This is a genomic window from Haloferax denitrificans ATCC 35960 (assembly GCF_000337795.1).
Lineage (GTDB): Archaea > Halobacteriota > Halobacteria > Halobacteriales > Haloferacaceae > Haloferax > Haloferax denitrificans.
Genome location: NZ_AOLP01000009.1, coordinates 187,964 through 208,736, shown reverse-complemented (window position 1 = coordinate 208,736; position 20,773 = coordinate 187,964). Strand labels below are relative to the sequence as shown.

24 protein-coding genes are annotated in these 20,773 nt (G+C 67.4%); 12 read left to right on the top strand and 12 right to left on the bottom strand.

Annotated elements, in window-relative coordinates:
• Positions 1 to 18 precede the first annotated feature (18 nt).
• Positions 19 to 759, top strand: coding sequence for a tetratricopeptide repeat protein (locus C438_RS08085; RefSeq protein WP_004968869.1), 741 nt, complete (start codon positions 19 to 21; stop codon positions 757 to 759).
• The gene (locus C438_RS08080; protein WP_004968868.1) at positions 760 to 1,062 is read left to right on the top strand and encodes a DUF424 domain-containing protein; all 303 of its coding nucleotides are present in this window, start codon (positions 760 to 762) and stop codon (positions 1,060 to 1,062) included.
• 39 nt (positions 1,063 to 1,101) lie between these two features.
• Here the strand turns inward: C438_RS08080 and C438_RS08075 are convergent, their stop codons facing one another.
• Positions 1,102 to 2,136, bottom strand: coding sequence for a PAS domain-containing sensor histidine kinase (locus C438_RS08075; protein ID WP_004968867.1), 1,035 nt, complete (start codon positions 2,134 to 2,136; stop codon positions 1,102 to 1,104).
• A gap of 197 nt (positions 2,137 to 2,333) precedes the next feature.
• Between C438_RS08075 and sufS the strand changes: the two genes are divergently transcribed.
• The 3 genes from sufS (at position 2,334) to sufU (ending at position 4,962) form a co-directional block, all read left to right on the top strand.
• Positions 2,334 to 3,608 (top strand): bifunctional cysteine desulfurase/selenocysteine lyase SufS, encoded by a 1,275-nt coding sequence (gene sufS, locus C438_RS08070; protein ID WP_004968866.1) that lies wholly within the window; start codon positions 2,334 to 2,336, stop codon positions 3,606 to 3,608.
• 265 nt (positions 3,609 to 3,873) lie between these two features.
• Positions 3,874 to 4,461, top strand: a complete 588-nt coding sequence (locus C438_RS08065) for a mechanosensitive ion channel domain-containing protein (RefSeq protein WP_004968865.1) — start codon at positions 3,874 to 3,876, stop codon at positions 4,459 to 4,461.
• 72 nt (positions 4,462 to 4,533) lie between these two features.
• Positions 4,534 to 4,962 carry a Fe-S cluster assembly sulfur transfer protein SufU gene (sufU, locus tag C438_RS08060; protein ID WP_004968864.1) on the top strand — a complete coding sequence of 143 codons (429 nt, stop codon included), beginning with the start codon at positions 4,534 to 4,536 and terminating at the stop codon, positions 4,960 to 4,962.
• A gap of 57 nt (positions 4,963 to 5,019) precedes the next feature.
• Here the strand turns inward: sufU and C438_RS08055 are convergent, their stop codons facing one another.
• From C438_RS08055 to htpX, 5 genes are all read right to left on the bottom strand, one after another.
• Positions 5,020 to 5,433: a DUF1641 domain-containing protein gene (locus C438_RS08055; protein ID WP_004968862.1), complete on the bottom strand. Its 414-nt coding sequence runs from the start codon at positions 5,431 to 5,433 to the stop codon at positions 5,020 to 5,022.
• Positions 5,434 to 5,443: 10 nt separating this feature from the next.
• Entirely contained in the window at positions 5,444 to 6,589 is a 1,146-nt protein-coding gene (locus C438_RS08050; protein WP_004968860.1) for an NAD(P)/FAD-dependent oxidoreductase, read from the bottom strand.
• Positions 6,590 to 6,802: 213 nt separating this feature from the next.
• Positions 6,803 to 7,834: a DNA repair and recombination protein RadA gene (gene radA / locus C438_RS08045; protein WP_004968859.1), complete on the bottom strand. Its 1,032-nt coding sequence runs from the start codon at positions 7,832 to 7,834 to the stop codon at positions 6,803 to 6,805.
• Between the two features lie 245 nt (positions 7,835 to 8,079).
• Complete coding sequence (gene pspAB / locus C438_RS08040) at positions 8,080 to 8,685, bottom strand: PspA-associated protein PspAB (protein ID WP_004968857.1); 606 nt, start codon at positions 8,683 to 8,685, stop codon at positions 8,080 to 8,082.
• A 6-nt stretch (positions 8,686 to 8,691) separates the two neighbouring features.
• Positions 8,692 to 9,573 carry a zinc metalloprotease HtpX gene (gene htpX / locus C438_RS08035; RefSeq protein ID WP_004968856.1) on the bottom strand — a complete coding sequence of 294 codons (882 nt, stop codon included), beginning with the start codon at positions 9,571 to 9,573 and terminating at the stop codon, positions 8,692 to 8,694.
• A gap of 124 nt (positions 9,574 to 9,697) precedes the next feature.
• Between htpX and C438_RS08030 the strand changes: the two genes are divergently transcribed.
• Positions 9,698 to 10,336: a phosphoribosyltransferase gene (locus tag C438_RS08030; RefSeq protein ID WP_004968854.1), complete on the top strand. Its 639-nt coding sequence runs from the start codon at positions 9,698 to 9,700 to the stop codon at positions 10,334 to 10,336.
• Positions 10,337 to 10,440: 104 nt separating this feature from the next.
• Entirely contained in the window at positions 10,441 to 11,571 is a 1,131-nt protein-coding gene (locus tag C438_RS08025) for a 60S ribosomal export protein NMD3 (RefSeq protein WP_004968853.1), read from the top strand.
• Positions 11,572 to 11,707: 136 nt separating this feature from the next.
• Here the strand turns inward: C438_RS08025 and C438_RS08020 are convergent, their stop codons facing one another.
• The 4 genes from C438_RS08020 to C438_RS08005 form a co-directional block, all read right to left on the bottom strand.
• The gene (locus C438_RS08020; RefSeq protein WP_004045182.1) at positions 11,708 to 11,902 is read right to left on the bottom strand and encodes a DUF7317 family protein; all 195 of its coding nucleotides are present in this window, start codon (positions 11,900 to 11,902) and stop codon (positions 11,708 to 11,710) included.
• Positions 11,903 to 12,308: 406 nt separating this feature from the next.
• On the bottom strand, positions 12,309 to 14,219 hold the full coding sequence (locus C438_RS08015; protein ID WP_004968851.1) for a helicase C-terminal domain-containing protein: 1,911 nt from the start codon (positions 14,217 to 14,219) through the stop codon (positions 12,309 to 12,311).
• A gap of 333 nt (positions 14,220 to 14,552) precedes the next feature.
• Positions 14,553 to 14,759 carry a hypothetical protein gene (locus C438_RS08010; protein WP_007275879.1) on the bottom strand — a complete coding sequence of 69 codons (207 nt, stop codon included), beginning with the start codon at positions 14,757 to 14,759 and terminating at the stop codon, positions 14,553 to 14,555.
• Between the two features lie 230 nt (positions 14,760 to 14,989).
• Positions 14,990 to 15,193 carry a DUF7561 family protein gene (locus C438_RS08005; protein WP_004045177.1) on the bottom strand — a complete coding sequence of 68 codons (204 nt, stop codon included), beginning with the start codon at positions 15,191 to 15,193 and terminating at the stop codon, positions 14,990 to 14,992.
• 117 nt (positions 15,194 to 15,310) lie between these two features.
• Here C438_RS08005 and C438_RS08000 point away from each other — a divergent pair, with 117 nt between their 5' ends.
• The 3 genes from C438_RS08000 to C438_RS07990 all read left to right on the top strand — a co-directional run bounded on the left by C438_RS08000 (position 15,311) and on the right by C438_RS07990 (position 18,020).
• A complete protein-coding gene (locus tag C438_RS08000; protein ID WP_004968850.1) occupies positions 15,311 to 16,195 on the top strand; it encodes a YkgJ family cysteine cluster protein in 885 nt (294 codons plus the stop codon).
• A gap of 111 nt (positions 16,196 to 16,306) precedes the next feature.
• Positions 16,307 to 17,239 (top strand): NAD(P)H-binding protein, encoded by a 933-nt coding sequence (locus C438_RS07995; protein ID WP_004968849.1) that lies wholly within the window; start codon positions 16,307 to 16,309, stop codon positions 17,237 to 17,239.
• Between the two features lie 85 nt (positions 17,240 to 17,324).
• A complete protein-coding gene (locus C438_RS07990) occupies positions 17,325 to 18,020 on the top strand; it encodes a DUF7530 family protein (RefSeq protein ID WP_004968848.1) in 696 nt (231 codons plus the stop codon).
• Positions 18,021 to 18,050: 30 nt separating this feature from the next.
• Here the strand turns inward: C438_RS07990 and C438_RS19670 are convergent, their stop codons facing one another.
• Positions 18,051 to 18,227 (bottom strand): DUF5786 family protein, encoded by a 177-nt coding sequence (locus tag C438_RS19670; protein WP_004968847.1) that lies wholly within the window; start codon positions 18,225 to 18,227, stop codon positions 18,051 to 18,053.
• A gap of 167 nt (positions 18,228 to 18,394) precedes the next feature.
• On the opposite strand from C438_RS19670, the gene C438_RS07985 reads away from it, so the two are divergent.
• A complete protein-coding gene (locus C438_RS07985) occupies positions 18,395 to 19,402 on the top strand; it encodes a DUF5784 family protein (protein WP_004968846.1) in 1,008 nt (335 codons plus the stop codon).
• 152 nt (positions 19,403 to 19,554) lie between these two features.
• Here C438_RS07985 and C438_RS07980 read toward each other — a convergent pair whose 3' ends face one another.
• Positions 19,555 to 19,839: a DUF5789 family protein gene (locus C438_RS07980; protein WP_004968845.1), complete on the bottom strand. Its 285-nt coding sequence runs from the start codon at positions 19,837 to 19,839 to the stop codon at positions 19,555 to 19,557.
• Between the two features lie 132 nt (positions 19,840 to 19,971).
• Between C438_RS07980 and C438_RS07975 the strand changes: the two genes are divergently transcribed.
• Positions 19,972 to 20,766: a PHP domain-containing protein gene (locus C438_RS07975; protein ID WP_004968844.1), complete on the top strand. Its 795-nt coding sequence runs from the start codon at positions 19,972 to 19,974 to the stop codon at positions 20,764 to 20,766.
• Positions 20,767 to 20,773 lie beyond the last annotated feature (7 nt).

Sequence of the window (20,773 nt, the reverse complement as noted above, 5' to 3'; positions counted from 1 at the left end):
ACGCCCAAGCGCGGCTATATGACCGACGACGGCAAGCGACCCCACCGCTTCTCAGAGGGGCAGGGGTTCGACGAGGACTACTCCGACTTCTCGCTCGACCCGCCCGAACTCTCGGTGGACCCGACGAAGGTCGACCCGGTCGACTCGCGCGTCCTGACCGACATCCTCGACCAGCGGAACATCGACCCCGAGGACGTCGACATCGAGAAACTGCTCGACGTGGCGCTCTCGTACATGCAGATAAACCGCTTCGAGGAGGCCACAGAAGCGTTCGAGCGCGTCGCCCGGTTCGCCGGCGACGACGACGACATCGCCCAAGAAGCGTGGGTCAACAAGGGCGCGGCGCACGGCCAACTCGAAGAGTGGGACGAGGCCATCGGCTCCTACCGAGAGGCGCTCAAACTCGACGACGACAGCGAGCACGCCGCGACGGCTCACACCAACCTCGCGTACGCGCTGTGGGAGGCCGGCCAGACGGCCGACGCGCTCGACCACGCGGAGCGCGCCGTCGAACTCGACCCGCGGTTCCCGCAGGCGTGGTACAACCGCGGCTTCTTCCTCCACGAGCGCGGCCTCAACGAGGACGCCGTCAACGCCTTCGACAACGCCATCCGCCTCGGGATGCGCACCCCCGGCGTCCACGAGGAGAAGGCGCGCGCGCTCGAAGAACTCGGGCGCGACGAGGAAGCAGAGCAGGCCCAACAGCAGGCCGACGACCTCCGCGAGCAGGCCGAAGCCGAGCTCGTCGAGGAGTACTAGATGCTCCTCCGCGAGCGGGAGACCCCCGAGGGGCTTCTCGTCTCGGTCTGCGACCCCGACTGCATCGGCGAGACCTACACCGACGACGGCGTCTCGCTCGACGTGACCGAAGACTTCTACGGCGGCGACGAGGCCGAGACCGCCGACGAAGACGCCGTCGTGGACAGCCTCACCCGCGCGACCGTCGCCAACATCGTCGGCGAGGAGTCCGTCTCGGTCGCCATCGACGCCGGCCTCGTGGACGAGGAGACCGTCCTCGAAGTCGGCGGCACGCTCCACGCGCAACTGCTCTGGCTCCGCTGAGCCGCCGTCGAAACTCGGATTCTCCGCGCGTCCGCGCCGTTACGCCGGCCGCTCGACGCCCGTTATCTCGAAGCGAGCGCCGCCGTTTTCGGCCTCGGTGACGGCGATATCCCAGTCGTGGGCGCGGACGGCCTGCGCGACGATTGACAGGCCGAGGCCGGTCCCCTCCTCGCCCGTGGTGTAGCCGGCCTCGAACACCTCGTCGCGCGCCTCCGCGGGGATGCCGACGCCGTCGTCCTCGACGTAGAAACCCTGTTCGCCGTCGAGGACGCCGACCCTCACGGTCAGGTCGTCGCGCGCGCCGTGCTCCATCGAATTCCGAAACAGGTTCTCGAAGACGTGCCCAAGCAGACCCGGGTCCGCGCGGAACTCGAACGAATCGGCGACGACGAGTTCGGCCGAGCCGGTGTCGACGTGCTCCCACGCGGCCGCCGCTCGCGTTTCGAGGTCGACCGTCGAGAGCTCCCCGACCGCGTCGTGGCGGGCCAACACGAGCCCGTCGGTGATGATGTCGTCCATCCGGTCGAGCGCGCCGGCGACCTGTTCGAGCCCGTCGGCGTCGACGGCCTCGTCGAGGAGCGAGTCGACGTAGCCCACGGCGACCGAAAGCGGGTTTCGGAGGTCGTGGGAGAGCATCCGCGCGAGGTTCCGGAGGCGCTCGGCCTTCTCTTCGGCCTCCAGTTCCGCGCGCTTCCGGTCGGTGATGTCGAGGTGTGCGACCTGGACGTACGTCTCGCCGTCGTCGGCGAAACGAGTCGCGCGCATGGTGAACCAGAGTCGCTCGTCGGGGGTTTCGCAGGGGTATTCGAACGAGAACGCTTCCCTGTCGCCGTCGATGACGGCGCGGATACCCTCGCTGGCCGTCGTCGCGTCAGTGGCGCCGCTGAGGTCGCAGACGCCGAGGTAGTTCATGCCGACGGAACTGCTGTCGCCCTGATAGTCGTGTTCGTTGCCGAACTCCCGCCACGCGCGGTTGGTGTAGACGATGACGCCCTCCTCGTCCAGAATCGCGAGTTGCGTCGGGAGCGCGTCGAGGCTCGAAAACGCGAGCGAGGACGAGGTGGCGTTCGACATTAACTGGTAAACGAGCGTGGGCTACTTGATTCGTTTGGGTGGGTGGCCGACACGTCGCCGCCGCGTCGCGGTCGCGGTCGCCGCCGCGTCACCGTCACCGGCCACAGTTGCCGGCTGGCGAAACCGAACTCGGTTTCGAAGCCGCGTGTGGACCGAAGACGTGTTGTGCCTACGGGGGTAACTCACACCCAATGAGAGTGCAGGAGTCGTACCCCGTCGACGTCGACGCCATCCGCGCGGATTTCCCCATCCTCCAGCGGAAGGTCGGCGGCGACATCTCGACGCCGGGTGAACACGACGACGACGACACGCCGCTCGTCTACCTCGACAACGCCGCGACGAGCCACACGCCGGAGCAGGTCGTCGACGCCATCGTCGACTACTACCACGGCTACAACTCGAACGTCCACCGCGGTATCCACCATCTGAGCCAGGAGGCCTCCGTCGCCTACGAGAACGCCCACGACCGCGTCGCGGAGTTCATCGGCGCGTCCGGCGGCCGCGAGGAGGTCGTCTTCACGAAGAACACCACCGAGTCGATGAACCTCGTCGCCTACGCGTGGGGCCTCGACGAACTCGGGCCGGGCGACTCTGTCGTCATGACCGAGATGGAACACCACGCCTCGCTGGTCACGTGGCAACAGATTGCCAAGAAGACCGGCGCTGAAGTGCGCTACATCCGCGTCGACGACGACGGCCGCCTCGACATGGAGCACGCGAAGGAGCTCATCGACGACTCCACGAAGATGGTCTCGGTCGTCCACGTCTCGAACACCCTCGGGACCGTCAACCCGGTCGCCGAACTCGCCGACATGGCCCACGAGGTCGGAGCCTACGCCTTCGTCGACGGCGCGCAGTCGGTCCCGACTCGCCCGGTCGACGTGGAGGCCATCGACGCCGACTTCTTCGCCTTCTCGGGCCACAAGATGTGCGGCCCGACGGGTATCGGCGCGCTCTACGGCAAACGCGACATCCTCGACGAGATGCAACCGTACCTCTACGGCGGCGAGATGATTCGGAGCGTCACCTACGAGGACTCCACGTGGGAGGACCTCCCGTGGAAGTTCGAGGCCGGCACGCCGCCCATCGCGCAGGGCGTCGGCTTCGCCGCGGCCGTGGACTACCTCGACGACATCGGCATGGAGAACGTCCAGGCCCACGAGGAACTGCTCGCGGAGTACGCCTACGACCGCCTCACCGAGTTCGACGACATCGAGATTTACGGCCCGCCGGGCGACGACCGCGGCGGCCTCGTCGCGTTCAACCTCGACAGCGTCCACGCCCACGACCTCTCCAGCATCCTCAACGAACAGGGCGTCGCCATCCGCGCCGGCGACCACTGTACCCAGCCGCTCCACGACAAACTCGGGGTCGCGGCCTCGACGCGGGCGTCGTTCTACATCTACAACACGCGGGAAGAAATCGACGCGCTGGTCGACGCCATCGACACCGCCCGCGAACTGTTCGCCTGAAAGCGAGCCATTCCGCGAACGGAGTGAGCGGGCCGACGAGCGAGGGGAGGCACGAAGTGCCGAACCGAGCGAGGAGTGCTTTTGGTCCAGCTTTTGCCGAGCGAGTGTAACGAGCGCAGTGCAAAAGGTGGTCGACACCGCCCGCGAACTGTTCGCCTGAAAGCGAGCCATTCCGCGAGCTGTTCGCCTGAATCGTCCGGTTTTCGCGGCGTCTGGGGCGAGGTCGCCCCAATGCCTTTGTCCCGCTGACACGTCGTCGGAGCGTATGCTTCAGTCGCTGACCAGTTTTCTCGTCGAGACGCTCCGGGAGACCGTCGCGGAGTTCGGGACCGCGGTGCAGGACGCCGCGCCGAAGGTGCTCACCGCGGTCGTCTTCCTCGCGCTCGCCTACGTCGGCATCAGGGCGATACTGTTCATCGTCCGCGGCGTGCTCGACGGGCTGTACCCCGAAGAACAGGACCTCGTGGTCGAACTCGGCGTCGCCGTCGCGGGCGTGTTCCTCTGGTTCGGCGCGGCGCTCGCGCTGTTGAACATCGTCGGCATGACGGAAATCGCGGCGAGCCTCGGCACCGCGACCGGCTTCATCGCGCTGGGCGTCTCCTACGCGCTGTCGAACATGATAGCCGACACGGTGGCTGGCGTCTACCTGCTTCGGGACCCCGACTTCAACCCCGGCGACCGGGTGAAGTCCGACCCGGTGACGGGGACGGTCAGCTCCATCGAACTCCGAAAGACGCGCTTCGAGAACGACGAGGGCGACACCGTCGTCGTGGCCAACCGCGACGTCGAAAAGAAGTGGACCAAGTACGACGCGCCGGCGGCGGAAGACGCGTCGGCGTCGGACGCGACGTAAGCGACGAATTCGGCCGAATCGCCGGCCCCGGAATCCTTTTACGGCGCTCGGGCGTAGCCCCGACGAACACCAATGGGCATTGGCTCAGACATGTATCGTCAGCAGATAATGGACCACTACAAGAACCCCCGGAACCACGGTCGGCTGGAGTCGCCGACGTTCACCCACACCGGGGAGAACCCCTCCTGCGGCGATACGATTACGATGGACGTGCAGCTCGCCGACGACGGCGAGACCATAGAGCGCGTCGCGTTCTCCGGCGATGGCTGTGCCATCAGTCAGGCGTCCGCGAGCATGCTCACCCAGCGACTGCCGGGCACGACGCTCTCGGAACTGGAGGCGATGGACACCGACGACATCACCGAGATGCTCGGCGTCGACATCTCGCCGATGCGTATCAAGTGCGCCGTGCTCGCGCGACAGGTCGCACAGGACGGCGCGAAGATTCACGACGGCGAGATAGAAATCGAGCAGACGAAGACCGAAGACGGCGACGACTGAGCCGACTTCGGCCGGCGGTGAGCCGCCGGCGACACGGCGAACCGAACGCGAGTCAGGCTATTCTGCGTCCGTTCCCGCGCCGAGCGCCGCCGCCAGCGCGACGAGGTAGCCGAGTCCCGCCTTGACCTCGGGGTCGCGGGTGGCCCGAAGCAGGCCGACCGCGCCCACGGGCGTCGCCTCCGCCTCCTCCGCGTCGCCGACGGCGCGGAGCAGGCGCTTCATCCCGGCGACGGTGTCGGGGTCGGAAGCGTCGTCTGCGACCTCCGCGAGCGAGGTGCCGGTCCGCGCGAGCGACCGGACCATCTCGTCGTCCAGCGCGCCGACGCCGAGTTCGAGCACGTCGATGAGGTCGTTGACGAGGCCGAGTCGCTCGACGAGGAGCGCGACCTCTTCCGGGTTGTTCTCGATGGCCCGGACGAGTTCGTCGGGCACCTGCTGTTCGGTCGTCGTGGTAGATTCGTGGTCCTGCATTGGTCTCACCTCAGAGCATCCCCCTGGCGGTCAGCCAGTACGATTCGTTGTACGCGTGTTTCGCCCAGTGGATGGGCTTCGACGGCTGGCGCATCGTCGCGGGCGTCTCGTAGTCGAACGAGACGAACGACGCCTCGTCGAGGCCGGTCTCGACGAAGCAGACGGTCTTGCCGTCGTACCGCTTCGTCGGCGTGCGACCCCGGACTTCCGCGGCGATGCGCTCTGCGACCGCAAAGGCCTGGAAGTGCGCCGCGCTCCCGGCTTTCGGGATTGGGAGCGCCGCCGTGTCGCCGATGGCGTACACGTCCTCGGCGGCGGTCGCGCGGAGGGTCCGCTGGTCGACGTCGACCCAGCCGGCGTCGCCGAGCCCGGAGTCGACGATGAGGTCGTCGCCGCGGTGCGGCGGGATGCCGACCAGCAGGTCGTAGTCCACTTCCGCGCCGCTTTTCGCCGAGACGACCCGTTCGTCCGGGTCGATGGCGTCGACGACGAAGTCGGTCTCGACGCGGACGCCGCGCTCGGCCAGAATCGGGTCGGCCCACTCGGCGACCTCGGGTTTCCCGTGGCTCCGCTCCATCGGGTACGTGTAGACGAGGTCGGTGTCCTCGCGCAGACCCTGTTCCCGGAGCCAGTCGTCCACGATGAACGTGAATTCGAGCGGCGCGGCCGGGCACATGTGGGGCGTCCCGACGACGCTCAACACGAGGCGACCGCCGTCGAACTCCGCGAGCGCGTCGCGGAGCCGTTCGGCCCCATCGGCGCTGTAGAAGTGGTGCGCGCCCTCCCGGAAGCCGGGGACCGCGTCGGGGTCGAGCTTCGCGCCGGTCGCGAGGACGAGCGTGTCGTAGTCGAGCACCTCGTCGCCGTCCTGACAGTAGAGGCGCTTTTCGTCGGTGTCGACCCGGCGGACGCGGTTAGTGACGATATTCACCCGCTCGTCGACGAGGTCCCGCAGGTCGCGGACGCCGTCTTCCGGCTCCGCGACTCCGAACGGGACGTACAAGAACACCGGCTTGTAGACGTGTTTCGTGTCGTCGGAAACCAGCGACACCGTCACGTCGCCGTCGTCTATTTCCGATTCGAGTTCCTCGGCGAGACGGTTCGAAACGACCGTCCCACCCGTGCCACCGCCAACGACTACGATTCGATGCGTCATGGAGTTCACCTACCTAAACGATGGGCCGCCGACGGGATAGTATTGCAATCTGTTTCCAACATTGTGAGAACCGCGAGACGGGGCGGCCGCTCGGGAGACGAGACGAAGGGGAGAATGCGGTGGGGTGGGGTTGGGTGGGGTGGGGTGAGACGGAGGGCGTGTGGGGGAACGGGGGCCGCGGAGTCGTGTGAAGTCGGCCGGCCGAGCGACGGCTTACTCGGGCTTGAGACCGGCGTCCTGCACGCGCATGATGGCCTCGCCGTCGGCGAGGTTCGGCGCGTCCACGAGGCGGACGATACGCTTGTCGCCCTTGGACTTGCGGAGGTAGATGCGGAACGTCGAGGTGTGGCCGAGGATGTTGCCACCGATGGGCTGGGTCGGGTCGCCGAAGTAGGAGTCGGGGTTCGACGCGACCTGATTCGTCACGAGGATGCCCGTGTTGAACAGGTCGCCGATGCGCATCAGGTCGTGGAGGTGCTTGTTGAGCTTCTGCTGGCGCTCTGCGAGTTCACCGCGGCCGACGTACTCGGCGCGGAAGTGGGCGGTGAGCGAGTCCACACAGAGGAGGCGGACCGGCCACTCGGTGTCCTCGTGTTCGCCGGCGAGTTCCTTGGCCTTCTCGGCGAGGAGAATCTGGTGGTTGGAGTTGAACGCCTTGGCGACGTGAATCTTGTCGAGGACGTCGTCGACGAGCGCCTGCATCGTCTCTTCGTCGTCGACCGAGCCTTCGATTCCGCGGTCTTCGAGCGTGGCTTCGAGCACGTCGTCTTCGAGGCCGCGGACCATGTCGTCGATACGCTCCGGGCGGAACGTGTCCTCAGAGTCGATGAAGATACACCCGCCGCCGAGGCCGCCCTGCTCGGGCGGAAGCTGGACGTTGACCGCGAGCTGGTGCGTAATCTGGGACTTACCGGCACCGAACTCGCCGTACACCTCGGTGATGGACTGCGTTTCGAGGCCGCCGCCGAGGAGTTCGTCGACTTCGTCGATCTGCCAGCTCAGCTTGCCGATTTGCTGGCGTCGTTCGAGGACCATCGAACCGGTCTCGAAGCCGCCCACGTCGGCCGCGTCGCGGGCCGCGTTGATGATGTCCGAGGCCGTGCTGGAGCCGATGTCGGCCTTGTTCGACAGCTCGCCGGGGCTGGCGACCGCGATGGACTGATAGCTGTCGTAGCCGGTGTCGGTGAGTTTGTCGGCCGTCGCCGGGCCGACGCCGGGGAGACTTTCGAGGTCGTCTTCTGCCATACCCAGTCGTTCCGCCTATACCCTCATAAACCCTCGTTAACAGCAAGGTGAAAGTGAAAACGGGGGACGGGGAGGGGTCGCAATTCGGGTCGTTACGGAGGTTCAAGGGTGATATCGCGGAGATGGAGACGAACCGGAAGAAACTGAGAGGCTTCTGAAGCCGACAAAGAGCACGGGCTGGCGCGGAAGTAGAACCGAATCGAAGGAGTCGGTCGCGAGGAGTCAGGAGTGTCGAGAGCGCGCGGTCACTCCCACGGGTGGCCGTTCCGCGTCGACGGCCACAGCGGGTACCAGTAGCTCTCGTCGTCTTCGATTTCGAGTTCGCCGTCGAGGACGGATTCGAGCTTGAACTCCAGACTCTGGTTCCGCGACGAGGTGCCCTGCGGAGCGAAGGGGTAGTACGCCCCGCGGCGGAACGAGTAAATCCAGTAGGCGCGGTCGCCGTCGCGCTCGAAGCCGAACAGGGCGGCGAGCAGGCGCGACCCGTAGCCGCGCTCGATGAACTCGTCGGCCGCGAAGTGGACGCTCGTCACGAGGTCCTCGGGGTCGTCGTCGGCGAGGACGACCCAGTTGTAGCCGTGGCCGTCGGTGTGGCGGCGGAACTCGGTGCCGGTCTCCTCGCTCCCGGCGGTGAGGATGTCCTCGACGGCGTCGACGGTGTCGGCGAAGTCGGTGCTGTCGACGGAGGAGAAACACAGCGCCGCCTCGTCGGCCGAGTCGAACCGGAGGTCGGCCTCCATCGTGAGGTACGCCGTGCTCATCCCGAAGAGGTCCTCGGGGTCCGCCTTGGTGGTCGCGTCGGACTCGGCGCTGATGCCGAGCATGGCGCGGAATGAATCGAACAGCCCCATCGGCGCTTAGACGGTCTCCATCTCGCGCTCCATGTCGCGGAGGCGCTCGACGCGGTTCTCGGTCGAGGGGTGGGTGCTGAACAGGCGGCCGATGAAGTCCGACTTGATGGGGATGATGAAGAACGCGTTCATCTCCGAGGTATCGCGCATGTCGCGCTTCGGGACGTTGTCCATCCGACCCGAAATCTTGAGGAGCGCGGACGCCAGCGCCGAGGGGCGGCCGGTGATGACGGCGGCCCCGCGGTCGGCGGCGTACTCGCGGTACCGCGAGAGCGCCCGAATCAGGAGATACGAGATAATCCAGACGACGAGCGACGCGATGATGGCCACGATGACCGGCATGTTCTGTCTGTCGCGGTCGCCGCCGAAGAACCAGCCCCAGCGGACGATGAGGAAGGCGATGCTGGAGAGGAACGACGCGATGGTCATGACCATCACGTCGCGGTTCTTCACGTGCGCGAGCTCGTGGGCGATGACGCCCTCTAACTCGTCGTCGTCGAGGGTGTCCATCAGGCCGGTCGTGACGCAGACGGCCGAGCTCTTCTGGGAGCGACCCGTGGCGAAGGCGTTCGGGACGCGCGTGTCGGCGATGGCGACCTTCGGCTTCGGGAGGTCCGCCTGCTGAGAGAGCCGACCGACCATCGCGTGGAGCTTCCGCGCCTGCGGGCCGTCGTCCTCGTCGACGACGGACGCGCCCATGCTGTACAGCGCGATTTTGTCGCTGAAGAAGAACTGCGCGAAGAGGAAGACGCCCATGAACCCGGCCATGACGGCGAGGCTCTGGAAGTAGGCGAACAACACCCCCGCGAAGACGATGTAGAGGGCGAACAGGAGGAACATCGTGAGCGCCATCCGCCCGCGAAGACCCCAGTCCGGTTTCCAGTTCATACCCCGTGATTAGTAATCCGGCTAATAAACGCTGTTGGAGTGCGAAGCCCTCGCACGCGACCACCCGAATCGTGAAGAATCGGGATATACCGTTTTGCCGCGGGAGCGCGTAGTTCCGGGTGACATGTTCGCCGATAGGGAAGACGCGGGCCGCCGGCTGGCGGACCTGCTCGACGAGCGAGAAGAGACGGCGGACCTCGTGTTGGCCATCCCGCGCGGCGGCCTCCCCGTCGGCAGAGAGGTCGCGGACCGCCTCAGAGCGCCGCTCGACGTGGTGGTCGCGTCCAAGGTCGGCGCACCCGACAACCCCGAACTCGCCGTGGGGGCGGTCGCCGGCGACGGGAGCGCGTGGTGGAACGACGACCTGCTTTCGTACCTCGACGTTGGCGACGACTACCTCGACCGCGAGCGCGACCGCGAGGCCGAGGCGGCCAGAGAGAAGGTGTCGCTGTACCGCGGCGGCGACCCGCTTCCCGACGTGGCCGAAAAGCGCGTGGTCGTCGTCGACGACGGCGTCGCCACGGGTGCGACCGCTCGGGCGTGCCTTCGGCAGGTTGTCGCCGGGGGCGCGGAGCGGGTCGTCCTCGCGGTCCCGGTCGGCCCCCCGCACACCCTCTCGGAGCTCGAAGCCGAGTGCGACGCGGTCGTCGCGGTCGAGTCGCCGGAGGCGTTCGGGGCCGTCGGCGCGTTCTACCACGACTTCGCGCAGGTGTCCGACGAGGAGGCCGCGTCGTACCTGCGCGACGGGGCGGGCGAGCGCTGAGACGCGTCGGCGGCGGCCGGGGGTCGCGCTCGGGCGACGACGGCCGACGCTCACCGTCGCGCCGTGACGCCGAACTTAAGCGGTCGAACGGACTAGAGCCGTCAATGAGCGAATCCCGCGACTTCTGCCCTCGGTGCGGCGACCCGGTTCCGGAGCGGCCGGAACCGCTCCCCGGGATGCCGCGCGAGCGAGACGACGTGCTCTGTGACTCGTGTTACTTCGAGGACTTCGACCTCGTGGACGCGCCCGACGAGGTGCAGGTCCGCGTCTGCGCGCAGTGCGGCGCGATTCACCGGGGCAACCGGTGGGTCGACGTCGGCGCGCGCGACTACACCGACATCGCCATCGAGGAAGTATCGAACTCCCTCGGCGTCCACCTCAACGCCGAGGAGGTCCGCTGGGGCGTCGAGCCCGAGCAGGTCGACGAGAACAACATCCGGATGCACTGTCACTTCTCGGGCGTCGTCCGCGGCACGCCGCTGGAGGAGTCTATCGTCGTCCCGGTGAGCATCGCCCGCGAGACGTGCCAGCGCTGTGGTCGCATCGCCGGCGGCTACTTCGCCAGCCTCGTGCAGGTCCGCGCCGACGACCGGACGCCGACGACGGAGGAGGCCGAGACGGCAATCGAGATCGCCGAGTCCTACATCGCGGAACGCGAGGAGAAAGGCGACCGAGACGCGTTCATCTCGAGTATCAAGCGGACGCCCAACGGCCCGAACATCAAGATTTCGACCAACAAGATGGGAAGCGGCGTCGCAAAGCAGATTCGCGAGCGCTTCGGCGGCACCATCGAGGAGCACCCGACGCTCGTCACGGAGGACGGCGACGGCAACGAGGTCTACCGAGTCACGTTCGTCGCCCGCCTGCCGCGGTACACCGCCGGCGACGTCATCGACCCCGAGGACGGCGACGGGCCGGTCCTCGTGCGGAGCAACCGCGGCCGACTCAAGGGGACGCGCCTCACCTCCGGCGACCCTTACGAATCGGAGTTCGAGGAGGGCGAACGACCCGAGGCCGAGGACCTCGGCTCCGTCGAGGACGCGGAAGAGACCACCGTCGTCACCGTCGAGGACGAACACGCCGTGCAGGTGCTCGACCCCGAGACGTACGAGGCGAAGACCATCCCGCGGCCGGACTACTTCGACCCCGACGCCGCGATGGTGCCGGTTCTCAAGAGCCAGTCGGGACTGCACATCCTCCCCGAGGAAGTCGTCGACGACGAAGACGAGGAGTAAGCGGGAAACAGCGAGGAAAGAGACGGAACGCGGTGACGACGGCGGTTGCGCTTTTTACGGCTCGCGGTCCGAATCGGCGACAGAACCGAGAGCGAAGTCGCTGGGAAACGGGCGACAATCGAACGACGGAGCAGAATCAGTCGGCGCTGGCCGGGCGGTCCGCCGAGAGGGACGCGGCCGGAGCGTCGTCTTCGTGGACGGGCACGCCGTGGCGCTGGAGGGCGAGAAGCAGGTCGTCTTCGGAGTAGCCGGAGCGAGCGGCCGCCTGCGAGAGTGTGAGTGCCCCACTACGATACAGTGTCATCGCCGTGGCGAGTGCGTTGGTGTGCATGGCCGATACTCCATCATTCAGGGGCATTGGTGTTAACTATTTCGTGAGAAAGCGTGTCAAAGACAAAGTTAGGTGAACTATAGCTTTACATACGTCACCAAATATCCGAGACTCGTTCGGCAAACGACTAAGAGCATTAACAATCATTGAGAAAATGTATCGGAGGCGGCGGCTCTCTTGGACACTGTGGCGATTTTTGCCTCTCGAACGGGACGAGATGGCATGACACCGGGAGGGCGGGTTTTGCTCGGCGGGACGCGGTTATCACTCGTGGAAACCGGTTCAGAAACGTTAATTACCGACCGACCGTCGCACGCCCATGGACAGACAGCAGTTCCTCGCGCTGACGCTCGTCGCGCTCATGATTGGGTCGGCGCTGTTCTCTGGGGCCACCCTCTTCCTGTAGTCACTCGCCCCACACGTCGGAAAGCGGGTGGTTGCTCCGGCCGCCGTCGTCCGAGCCACCGGACGAGCCGCCGCTTTTGCGACCACCGGAACCGCCGGCCGACGCGCCACCGGAGCCGCCCGCGCGACTCCCCGAAGAACCCGAACCGCGAGTCGAATCGCGCCGCGAGCCGGAGCCCGCACCCGACGCTCCGGACGACCGGCTCGTCGAGCCGCCGAGGTTCGCGGTCCCGCCGACCGCGTCGCCCGCGTTCCCCCCGCGGCCGCCGGCCGCGACGGGGTCGAACTCGGGGAGGTCGGGTTTCGTCATCCGGTCGACCTGCGCGGCGAACCAGTCGGGCATGTCGGTCCGCGTCTTGTCGAACAGTTGGAGCAGACTGCTGTCGGCGACGTAGGTGTCGCCGTAGTCGTCGGGCGCGCGCACGACGCGGCCGCAGGCCTGAATCACGGTTCGGAGGGCGGCGCGGCGGTACCACGCCCACTGGCCGTCTTCGAGGCGGCGGGCGACTCTGGAGTCGTTCGTGTTGAGGTAGGGCGCTTTGCAGAGCACCTGCCAGCGACAGAGGTCGCCTTTCAGGTCCAGCGCCTCCTCCATCTTCACCGAGAGGAACACCTCCGGGCGGTCGGTCGCCTTCCACGTCTCCAGTTCGACGTTTCGGTCGTCGCGGTCGTGGCCGCGGACGCGGTTGCCGAGGCCCATCTCGGCGAGCCGGCGGCGAAGCTCAGCCTGAATCGCATAGGAGTGACAGTGAATCAGCCCCTTCTCGTCGGGGTGTTTCGCCATCAGGCGAACGGCGAGCCGGGCGATTTTGGGGAGCGTCTCGTCGCGGTGCTCGTAGGTCATCTTCCCCTGTGTCACGTCGTACAGCGGCCGGTTCTCGACGGGGAAGGTGTGTTCGACGTCCACGAGCGCGACCTTCGAGGGGTCGAGGCCGACAGAGCGGCAGAACGCCGCCTTGTTGAGGATGGTCGCCGACAGGAGCGCGAACTTGTTCCCGCGGTCCCAGACGGTGTGTTTGAGGTACTTCGCGGGGTCGAGCGGCTTGATGGCGATGGGCGACCCCTCGCCGTCGTGCTGGTCGACGACCCACGTCGTCGGGCTCTGGGGGTCGCGGTAGTCCTCGACGAACCACTGCAGTTCGCCGATGAGTTCCTGCAGGCGGTCGCGGCGGGCGGCCTCCTCGGGCGTCAGTTCGGACTTCGTCAGCAACTCGTCTTTCTCGCGCTTGCAGACGCCGACGAGCGCCTCCGCGAAGCGCGAGGCGCGCTCGACGGGGTCGCCCGCGGCCGTCACGTCGGGGACGCCGATGTCGTCCCACACCGGCACGGTCCGGGGCTTCAGGTCGATAGTCGCGTACATCTCGGCCCACTCGGCCAGCCCGTGGGCCTCGTCGACGACGACCACGTCGCGCTTTCGGAACACGTCGGAGCCGGCGGTCTGCATGAAGTACGCGAGCGTCATCGCCGCGATTTGACGGTTCGAGGCGATGGCGCGGTCGGAGAAGTACGGACAGCGGTGCCGAACGGAGCAGTCGAAGCCGCGCTTGCGGGCGCAGGGAGCGCGGTCGACGGGGGTGTCTTCCTCCCCGCGGATGATGCAGTTGTAGTTGGACTTGCCGCGGATTATCTTGAGGTCCGAAAGCAGGTCGTCCTCGGCCACGTCGTCCAGTTGCGACACCTGCGGGGTCGTGTAGTAGGCGTCGGTCGCCTGCGCGGGCGAGGTCTCGTCGACGGTCGCCGCCGACCCGGCGATGGCGCGGGCGAGAAGCGACTTGCCGCTCCCGGTCGGCGCGCGGACCAAGACCACGTCGTTGCCGTCGGCGAAGGCGTCGCGGATGTCGCGCAGGGCCTGTTCCTGCGCGCCGCGGAAACTGGGGGCCGGAAACGAGTCGATGATGCGCGACGGGTCCACGGTCGATGGAGTCCTCGGACGGGCCTAAATCCACCGCTCCCCTCCAGAAGCGGTATGACGGGTGCTGGAAGAACGGTACAGCCCAAGCTGTTCGAGCGGACGAAGGCCTCCGAGGATTGACCACAGGTACGCGTTGGCGAGTGAAGCCGCGGCTCAGAAGCGTTGAGGTGGAAGAGTCCAATAAACGGCTACTCAGACTCTCCCGTTAATCCTTAATCCAAGTACAGCTACGCCAGTTTCGAATATAATTGTAACGGTTCCAGAGAGGTATCGGGACCAAAGGGGATGTCCCCCTTATGTTCTGGAGCCGATTCTTCGTAGTGGACTACGCCTCTACAGGAGTACCACGAGGGTACTAAGGGCGATGAGGACTTTCAACAGCCAGTAGGCCGTCTTCAGGACCTCGCGTGCCCTGCTCAGTTTCTCCCACGTTGAAAGGGAACTGAACTTCTTGCTCAGCGTAGCCCACCGCCGACGGAGGATACCTCCTCCACTTTCTGTGGACATTTTCGCGTAGTCTGCCCACGGCTCAGAGTCCACCAGAGCGGGCTCCCAACGTTAACTGGATTAAGGATTAACGGGAGAGTCCGTCCAACTTCGTCCGGCGGTGGGTCTTGACGCCGCAACCTCTCGGTTACGGCTTAAACGGTAGTAATCGTGATTGTGGGTTATACTTTATCACATCGCGGTAGACGAAACTCGACGACCGCTTTCGGTTCGGACGCCTCTGTCTTGTGTCGCAGTCGAAGCGGGCTCGACGGAAGCGGGCGTTAGAGCGCCGCCACGTCCTCGGCCGTCGGTTCGCGGTCGCCCGGCAGTCGCTCCATGCAGTCGAAACAGAGGAAGTGCTCGGAGCCGTCGACGAGTTCCAGCGTCATCCCGCCGGACGAGGACGTGGGGAAGTTCCAGAGGTCGCCGATGCCGCCGGCGATGCGGACGCCCTTCCCGCAGGCGTCGCACGGTTCGGAGGTCATGAGAGAACCGAAGGCCCGAGGCGGCAAAAGCGCCCCGCCGCGTCGCCGGGGCCGGAATCGACCGGCGTCGCCGGGCCGCCGGGAGCTTCTTGTCGGCTGGCGTATAACTTTCGTGGCATGCGCGTCGACTGCGAAGGCTGTGCGGGGTGTTGTATCGACTGGCGGCCGGTCGCGCCGGTCGCGCTCGACCACGAGCGCCGCGGGCCGCGCGCGCCGCTCGACGACACGTACAACCTCGTCCCGCTGACCCGCGACGAGATTCGTGACTTCGTGGCGGCGGGACTCGGCGACGCCCTCACCCCGCGGCTGTGGGAAGCCCCACCGGGCGAGGGCGTCGAAATCGACGGCGTCGAACTCGCGGCCATCGACGGGAAGCCCGCGTTCTTCGTCGGGATGCGGAAGCCGCCGAAACCCGTCGCGCCGTTCGGACTGGAGCGGACGTGGCTCCGCGCCTGCGCGTTTCTCGACCCCGAGACCCTCCAGTGCCGCATCCACGACACCGAGTTCTACCCCGACGAGTGCGCCGAGTACCCCGGTCACAACCTCGTCCTCGAACAGGAGACCGAGTGCGAGCGCGTCGAGCGACACCACGGCGGCGAGCGCCTGCTGGACGACGCGGCCCCGGACGACCTCCACGGCCTGCTCCTCGGTCCCCACGCCCTCGGCGCGAAACTGTTCGTCCACCCCGAGCCCGAGCGGTTGGTGGGGACCGTCGAACACCTCGAAACGCGCGAGCTGACGCCCGAGGACCGCGCGGAGTTCGTCGGCGTCGCGGTCGGGTCGCACCCCGGTTCGACCGAGGTGGACGAGGAGCGCGCCTCGCGGGCGCGTGCGAAGACGCTCGAAAGCGAGTCGTGGGCGGGCGAGACCGTCGCCGCGTGGGACGCGGTCGCCGGTCGCCTCGGGAGCGCGGCCGCCGACGCGCCCGACCCCGACGAGGTCGAAGTCGCTCGCGGCGCGCCGGAGACGCCCGGGTGGGACGCGGTTCGCGGCGGCGACTAAGCCGCGGATGGCGGGGGGAGAGGAGGCGGCGGGTGACCGGCAGGGACCGGGAAGTTGCCGGCGGGTCTGACGGGCGACACGTTAACATCGTGAGCGACGCTACCGTGTATCATGAGAGTTCTCGTGACCGGGGCGACCGGGTTCGTCGGCCGGCACCTCGTGCCCCTCCTCCTCGACGCCGGCCACGACGTGGTCGTCTTCGTCCGCGACGCGGCGAGCTACGACGGTCCGCCCGGCGCGGACGTGGTCGAAGGCGACATCTTCGAGCCGGCGACGCTCGCCCCCGCGATGGCGGGCGTCGACGCGGCGTACTACCTCATCCACTCGATGCACGCCGGCGGCGACTTCGAGGCGCGCGACCGCCTCGCCGCCCGCAACTTCGTCGACGCCGCCGAGTCAGCCGGCGTCGGGCGAATCGTCTACCTCGGCGGCCTCGGCGAGGACCGAGACCGGCTCTCGGCGCACCTGCGGTCGCGCCGCGAGGTCGAACACATCCTCGCGTCGGGCGCGCCCGAACTGACGACGCTCCGGGCGGCCATCATCGTCGGCGCGGGGAGCGCGAGCTTCGAGATGGTCCGCCAGCTCGCCACGCGCCTCCCGGTCATGGTGACGCCGCAGTGGGTCGAGACGCGGTGTCAGCCCATCGCCATCGCGGACGTGGTCGCCTACCTCGCGGGCGTCCTCGACCACCCCGAGACGGCGGGCGAGACCTACGAAATCGGCGGCCCGGACGTGTTCACCTACCGGGAGATGCTCCAGCGCGTCGGCGCGCAGTTGGGTCACGCGCCCCGAATCGTCCCCGTGCCCGTGTTGACGCCGCGGCTCTCGTCGTACTGGATCGGCCTCGTGACCGACGTGGACACGGGCGTCGCCCGACCGCTCATCGAGGGGCTGAAAAACCCCGTCGTCGTCGGCGACGACCGCATCCGCGACATCGTCGAGGTAGAGGAGACGACGTTCGACGCCGCGGTCGAGCGGGCGCTCCGCGAGGAGCGCGGAACGCGGGAGAACGCCGCGGAACCGGAGCCGACGACCCCGACGTGAGCGGGACGCGAACCGCCCGCCCGCGCGTCCCGAACGCCCCCGGCGCGGCGGCGATTGATATACCGCGGGGCCGTAGGAGCGGGGTATGAACGACGCCCCGGAGTACGGCGAGACGTGGGTGTACGAGAGCATCGTCGGCGCGCTCCCGGGCGTGAACATCGGCGAGGCGGGCGCTATCGCCCTCCAAATCGCCGTCTTCGAGGTCGCGGTGCTCGTGTTCGCGTGGGTGTACGACCTGTGGGCCGCGGCGGTCGCGGGCACCGCGGCTATCGTCGTCGCGGCCGCGGGGAGCGTCGTGATGCTCCGCATGGGCGAGTGGACCCGCGCCGCGAGGGTGCCCGCGCCCTACCGCCGCCTGCTTTTCGGGTCGAGCATCGAAGTCGTGCTCGGCGTGCTCGCGTTCGTCGCGCTCGTGACGCACCTGTTCGTCTTCGACCCCCGACAGCCGGGAACGCCGCTCATGACGACGCTGTTCGGCCCCGAGCCGCCGGTCGTGGTGGTCTACCTGACACTGCTCGTCCTCTGGGACCTCTGTTACCGAATCGGCACGTCGTGGTGGGCGGCCGTCGTCGGTCTCTGGGGAGCCGTCCGCTATCGGTTCGACGGCCCGACCGCGAAGACGGTCAGGCGAGTGAACCTGCTGAACGTCGGGTTCGCGGTCGCGCAGGTGCTGTTGCTCCCGTTCGTCGCGGACCAGCCGGTGTTGTTGCTCGCGGTCGGCGGGCACGTCGTCGCCGTGACCGTCGTCTCGGTGACGGCGGCGGCGCTGACGAGGACGTGAGGGACGCAGGAACAGGACGCGAGGGAACGGTCAGTCGTCGGACTTCATCCGCTTGAACTGTTCGAGTAGCGCGTCGGTCGAGTCGCCGGAGTCGTACTCGACACTGCCGCGGTAGGTCTTCCGGTCGTCGTCGGTCCCGGGTTCGACCTGACTCGTCATCCGCTCGCGGCGTTCGTGTTCGGCTTCGTCGTATGCCCCCATTGACATGGTTCGACTTACCATGTGTGGCTTTGGCACATATAGCTATCGGAGACATTCACAATCGTGATATTCGTGGCGGTCCGGGCGACCCGAACCCGGAGACGGGGTGGATGGAACCGAAATCTGGAGCCGCGGCGGGAAAGGGTAAAAGCAATCGCCGAACTACACCGTGTGTGGCACGCCCGCTTCGCTTTCGTTACGCCCCCGGACGTTGGGACGAGTCGCGCATCACCCGCGACGTCTTCCAGCCGCTCGACGCCAATCTCGGTGCCGAGATGGGTGCGCCGTGGTACGCACCGCCCGACGGCTACGAGGCCCGACGGTTCGACATGGACAACGGCGACACCGCGCTGTTCGCGTGGACCGACGACCACGCCTACTGGATAGGCAACACCGAGACGCCGAGTTCGCTGTGGCGGACCGACAAGGAGGGCTTCGCCGAGGCTCCCTTCGAAGTCTCCCGGTGGGCCCAGCGCGAACTCATCGCCGAGCTGTTCGACCAGTCGCCATGGCTGAAGCCCTATCCGCATCTCTCGTGGTTCTTCCTCCCCGTGTTCCTCTCGAAGGACGGCCGCGAGACGACCCGCGAGTTCTTCCGCGACCACGCCGCGGGCTTCCCCGACGCGACCCGCGAGGAGGCGCTTGCGTTCTACGAGTCGTTCTTCGCCACGGGCGTCCTCGACGAGTACCGCGAGGTCATGGCCGGAAAGCTCGGCACCTCGGAGTACTTCGACCCGATACGGATGGCCGCCGCGATGGGCGAGTTCGACGTGGCGTACCTGCTCAACGAGGCGGGCTACGACATCACGCCCGAAATCGCCGTGACGACCGGCCACTCCATCGACTTCCGCGCGGAGAACACCCCCGCTGGCGGCGCGCTCATCGAGGTGACGCGCCCGCTCCCGCCGAACCGACGCTCCGTGAGCAACCCAATCGCCGCGATTCGGGACACGGCACAGACCAAGACCAACGGCGAGGGCCAACTCGCCGAACACGGCGGCGGCGTGACGCTGTTCGTCGACTGTTCGTCGTTCCCCGACGACGACTGGGCCGCCATCATGGGCGAACAGCCCGACGTTCGGCACCGACCGGCCGTCGTCTTCCGCCTCCGGCCGTCGGGCGAGGTCGAAGGCTACTCGAAGGGGTCGGTCCCGGTGGACCTGCCGTGGCTCTCTGACTGACGGGGTCGCTCTATTCGGCTGTCGTCCGCTTCCGCCCGTAAACGGCGGGAGACGGGCGAATCAGCGAATCAGCGAACTAACGAGCGAGACGCCGAGCCGACGGCTCGGGAGTCGCGGTCGGAAAGAAAAATCGGAGCGAGACGAGCCGTCTCTCAGAACGAGACCATCTCTGGTCCGTTCTCACCGAGCGGGGACGGGTCGCGGTCGCTGTAGTAGCGGCGACCGATTGCCTCGTGGCCGACGCCGGTGAAGAGGGCGTCCCGCACGTCCTGCGGGCACGTGTACGTCTCGTCGCCGAGACGGGCCAGAATCTGTGCGACGGTCTCCTGGCCGTTCTGTAGCTCGATTACTTTGTCGCCGTACCGCTGGGCGAAGTCGGTCGAGCTAATCGGGTATTCGTGGCGATCGATGGCGTCGCCGAGTCCGTTCAGGCGCATTACACCCACAGCTGAGCCGCCCACATCCTTAATGATTTTCCATGTATTTGATTAGTGGCATTGGAGTCCTTAATGGACCTTAATGACGTTCGGGGCGCAACGTTTGTCTCCCCCTCGCTCCGACCACGATGCATGGACGACAGCCCGCCGGTCGCGGACCTCCATCTCCACACGACCGCCTCGGACGGCCGGCTCACCGTCGACGCGCTCCCCGACGCCGCCCGCGCGGGCGGGGTGGACGTGGTGGCCGTGACGGACCACGACCGCTATCACCCGGACCTCGACGCGCCGGTGGTCGAACGCGACGGCGTGACAGTCGTCCGCGGCATCGAACTGCGCGTCGACGCCGGCGACCGCCGGGTCGACCTCCTCGGCTACGGCCTCAGGGAGCGGCCCGCCCTCGTCGAGACGGTCGAACGCCTCCAGCGCAACCGCGTCGAACGGGCGCGGGAAATCGTCGCGGCGGTCGAAGCGGAAACCGGGGTCGACCTCGACATCGACATCCACGACGGGGTCGGCCGACCCCACGTCGCCCGCGCCGTCGACGCCAGCGAGGCACCCTACGACTACCAGGGCGCGTTCGACGAACTCATCGGCGCGGACGGCCCCTGCTACGTCGCGCGCGAACTCCCGACGTTCGACGACGGCGTTGCGGCCCTGCGGGACGCCTGCGACGTGGTCGGCCTCGCACACCCGTTTCGCTACCGCGACCCCGCCGGCGCGCTCGAACTCTGCGCCGACCTCGACGCCGTCGAACGTTACTACCCCTACGGGTTCGCGGTCGACTGCGACCTCGTGGACGAGGCCATCGAGCGCTACGACCTGCTCGCCACGGGCGGGAGCGACGCCCACGACGAGACGCTCGGCCGCGCCGGGCCGCCCGAGACCGACTTCGCCCGGTTCGCCGCGGCGGTAGACGGTCTCTAACCGTGTT

Bases quoted from the DNA above. Each gene is read 5' to 3' on its own strand.
- C438_RS08075 (WP_004968867.1), bottom strand. From the start codon at position 2,136: ATGTCGAACGCCACCTCGTCCTCGCTCGCGTTTTCGAGCCTCGACGCG.
- C438_RS08020 (WP_004045182.1), bottom strand. From the start codon at position 11,902: ATGCACACCAACGCACTCGCCACGGCGATGACACTGTATCGTAGTGGG.
- C438_RS08025 (WP_004968853.1), top strand. From the start codon at position 10,441: ATGAGCGAATCCCGCGACTTCTGCCCTCGGTGCGGCGACCCGGTTCCG.
- C438_RS08005 (WP_004045177.1), bottom strand. From the start codon at position 15,193: ATGACCTCCGAACCGTGCGACGCCTGCGGGAAGGGCGTCCGCATCGCC.
- C438_RS07975 (WP_004968844.1), top strand. From the start codon at position 19,972: ATGGACGACAGCCCGCCGGTCGCGGACCTCCATCTCCACACGACCGCC.
- C438_RS08085 (WP_004968869.1), top strand. From the start codon at position 19: ATGACCGACGACGGCAAGCGACCCCACCGCTTCTCAGAGGGGCAGGGG.
- htpX (WP_004968856.1), bottom strand. From the start codon at position 9,573: ATGAACTGGAAACCGGACTGGGGTCTTCGCGGGCGGATGGCGCTCACG.
- sufU (WP_004968864.1), top strand. From the start codon at position 4,534: ATGGGCATTGGCTCAGACATGTATCGTCAGCAGATAATGGACCACTAC.
- C438_RS19670 (WP_004968847.1), bottom strand. From the start codon at position 18,227: ATGTCAATGGGGGCATACGACGAAGCCGAACACGAACGCCGCGAGCGG.
- C438_RS07980 (WP_004968845.1), bottom strand. From the start codon at position 19,839: ATGCGCCTGAACGGACTCGGCGACGCCATCGATCGCCACGAATACCCG.
- pspAB (WP_004968857.1), bottom strand. From the start codon at position 8,685: ATGGGGCTGTTCGATTCATTCCGCGCCATGCTCGGCATCAGCGCCGAG.
- C438_RS07995 (WP_004968849.1), top strand. From the start codon at position 16,307: ATGAGAGTTCTCGTGACCGGGGCGACCGGGTTCGTCGGCCGGCACCTC.
- C438_RS07990 (WP_004968848.1), top strand. From the start codon at position 17,325: ATGAACGACGCCCCGGAGTACGGCGAGACGTGGGTGTACGAGAGCATC.
- C438_RS08065 (WP_004968865.1), top strand. From the start codon at position 3,874: ATGCTTCAGTCGCTGACCAGTTTTCTCGTCGAGACGCTCCGGGAGACC.
- C438_RS08055 (WP_004968862.1), bottom strand. From the start codon at position 5,433: ATGCAGGACCACGAATCTACCACGACGACCGAACAGCAGGTGCCCGAC.
- C438_RS08080 (WP_004968868.1), top strand. From the start codon at position 760: ATGCTCCTCCGCGAGCGGGAGACCCCCGAGGGGCTTCTCGTCTCGGTC.
- C438_RS08050 (WP_004968860.1), bottom strand. From the start codon at position 6,589: ATGACGCATCGAATCGTAGTCGTTGGCGGTGGCACGGGTGGGACGGTC.
- C438_RS08000 (WP_004968850.1), top strand. From the start codon at position 15,311: ATGCGCGTCGACTGCGAAGGCTGTGCGGGGTGTTGTATCGACTGGCGG.
- radA (WP_004968859.1), bottom strand. From the start codon at position 7,834: ATGGCAGAAGACGACCTCGAAAGTCTCCCCGGCGTCGGCCCGGCGACG.
- C438_RS08030 (WP_004968854.1), top strand. From the start codon at position 9,698: ATGTTCGCCGATAGGGAAGACGCGGGCCGCCGGCTGGCGGACCTGCTC.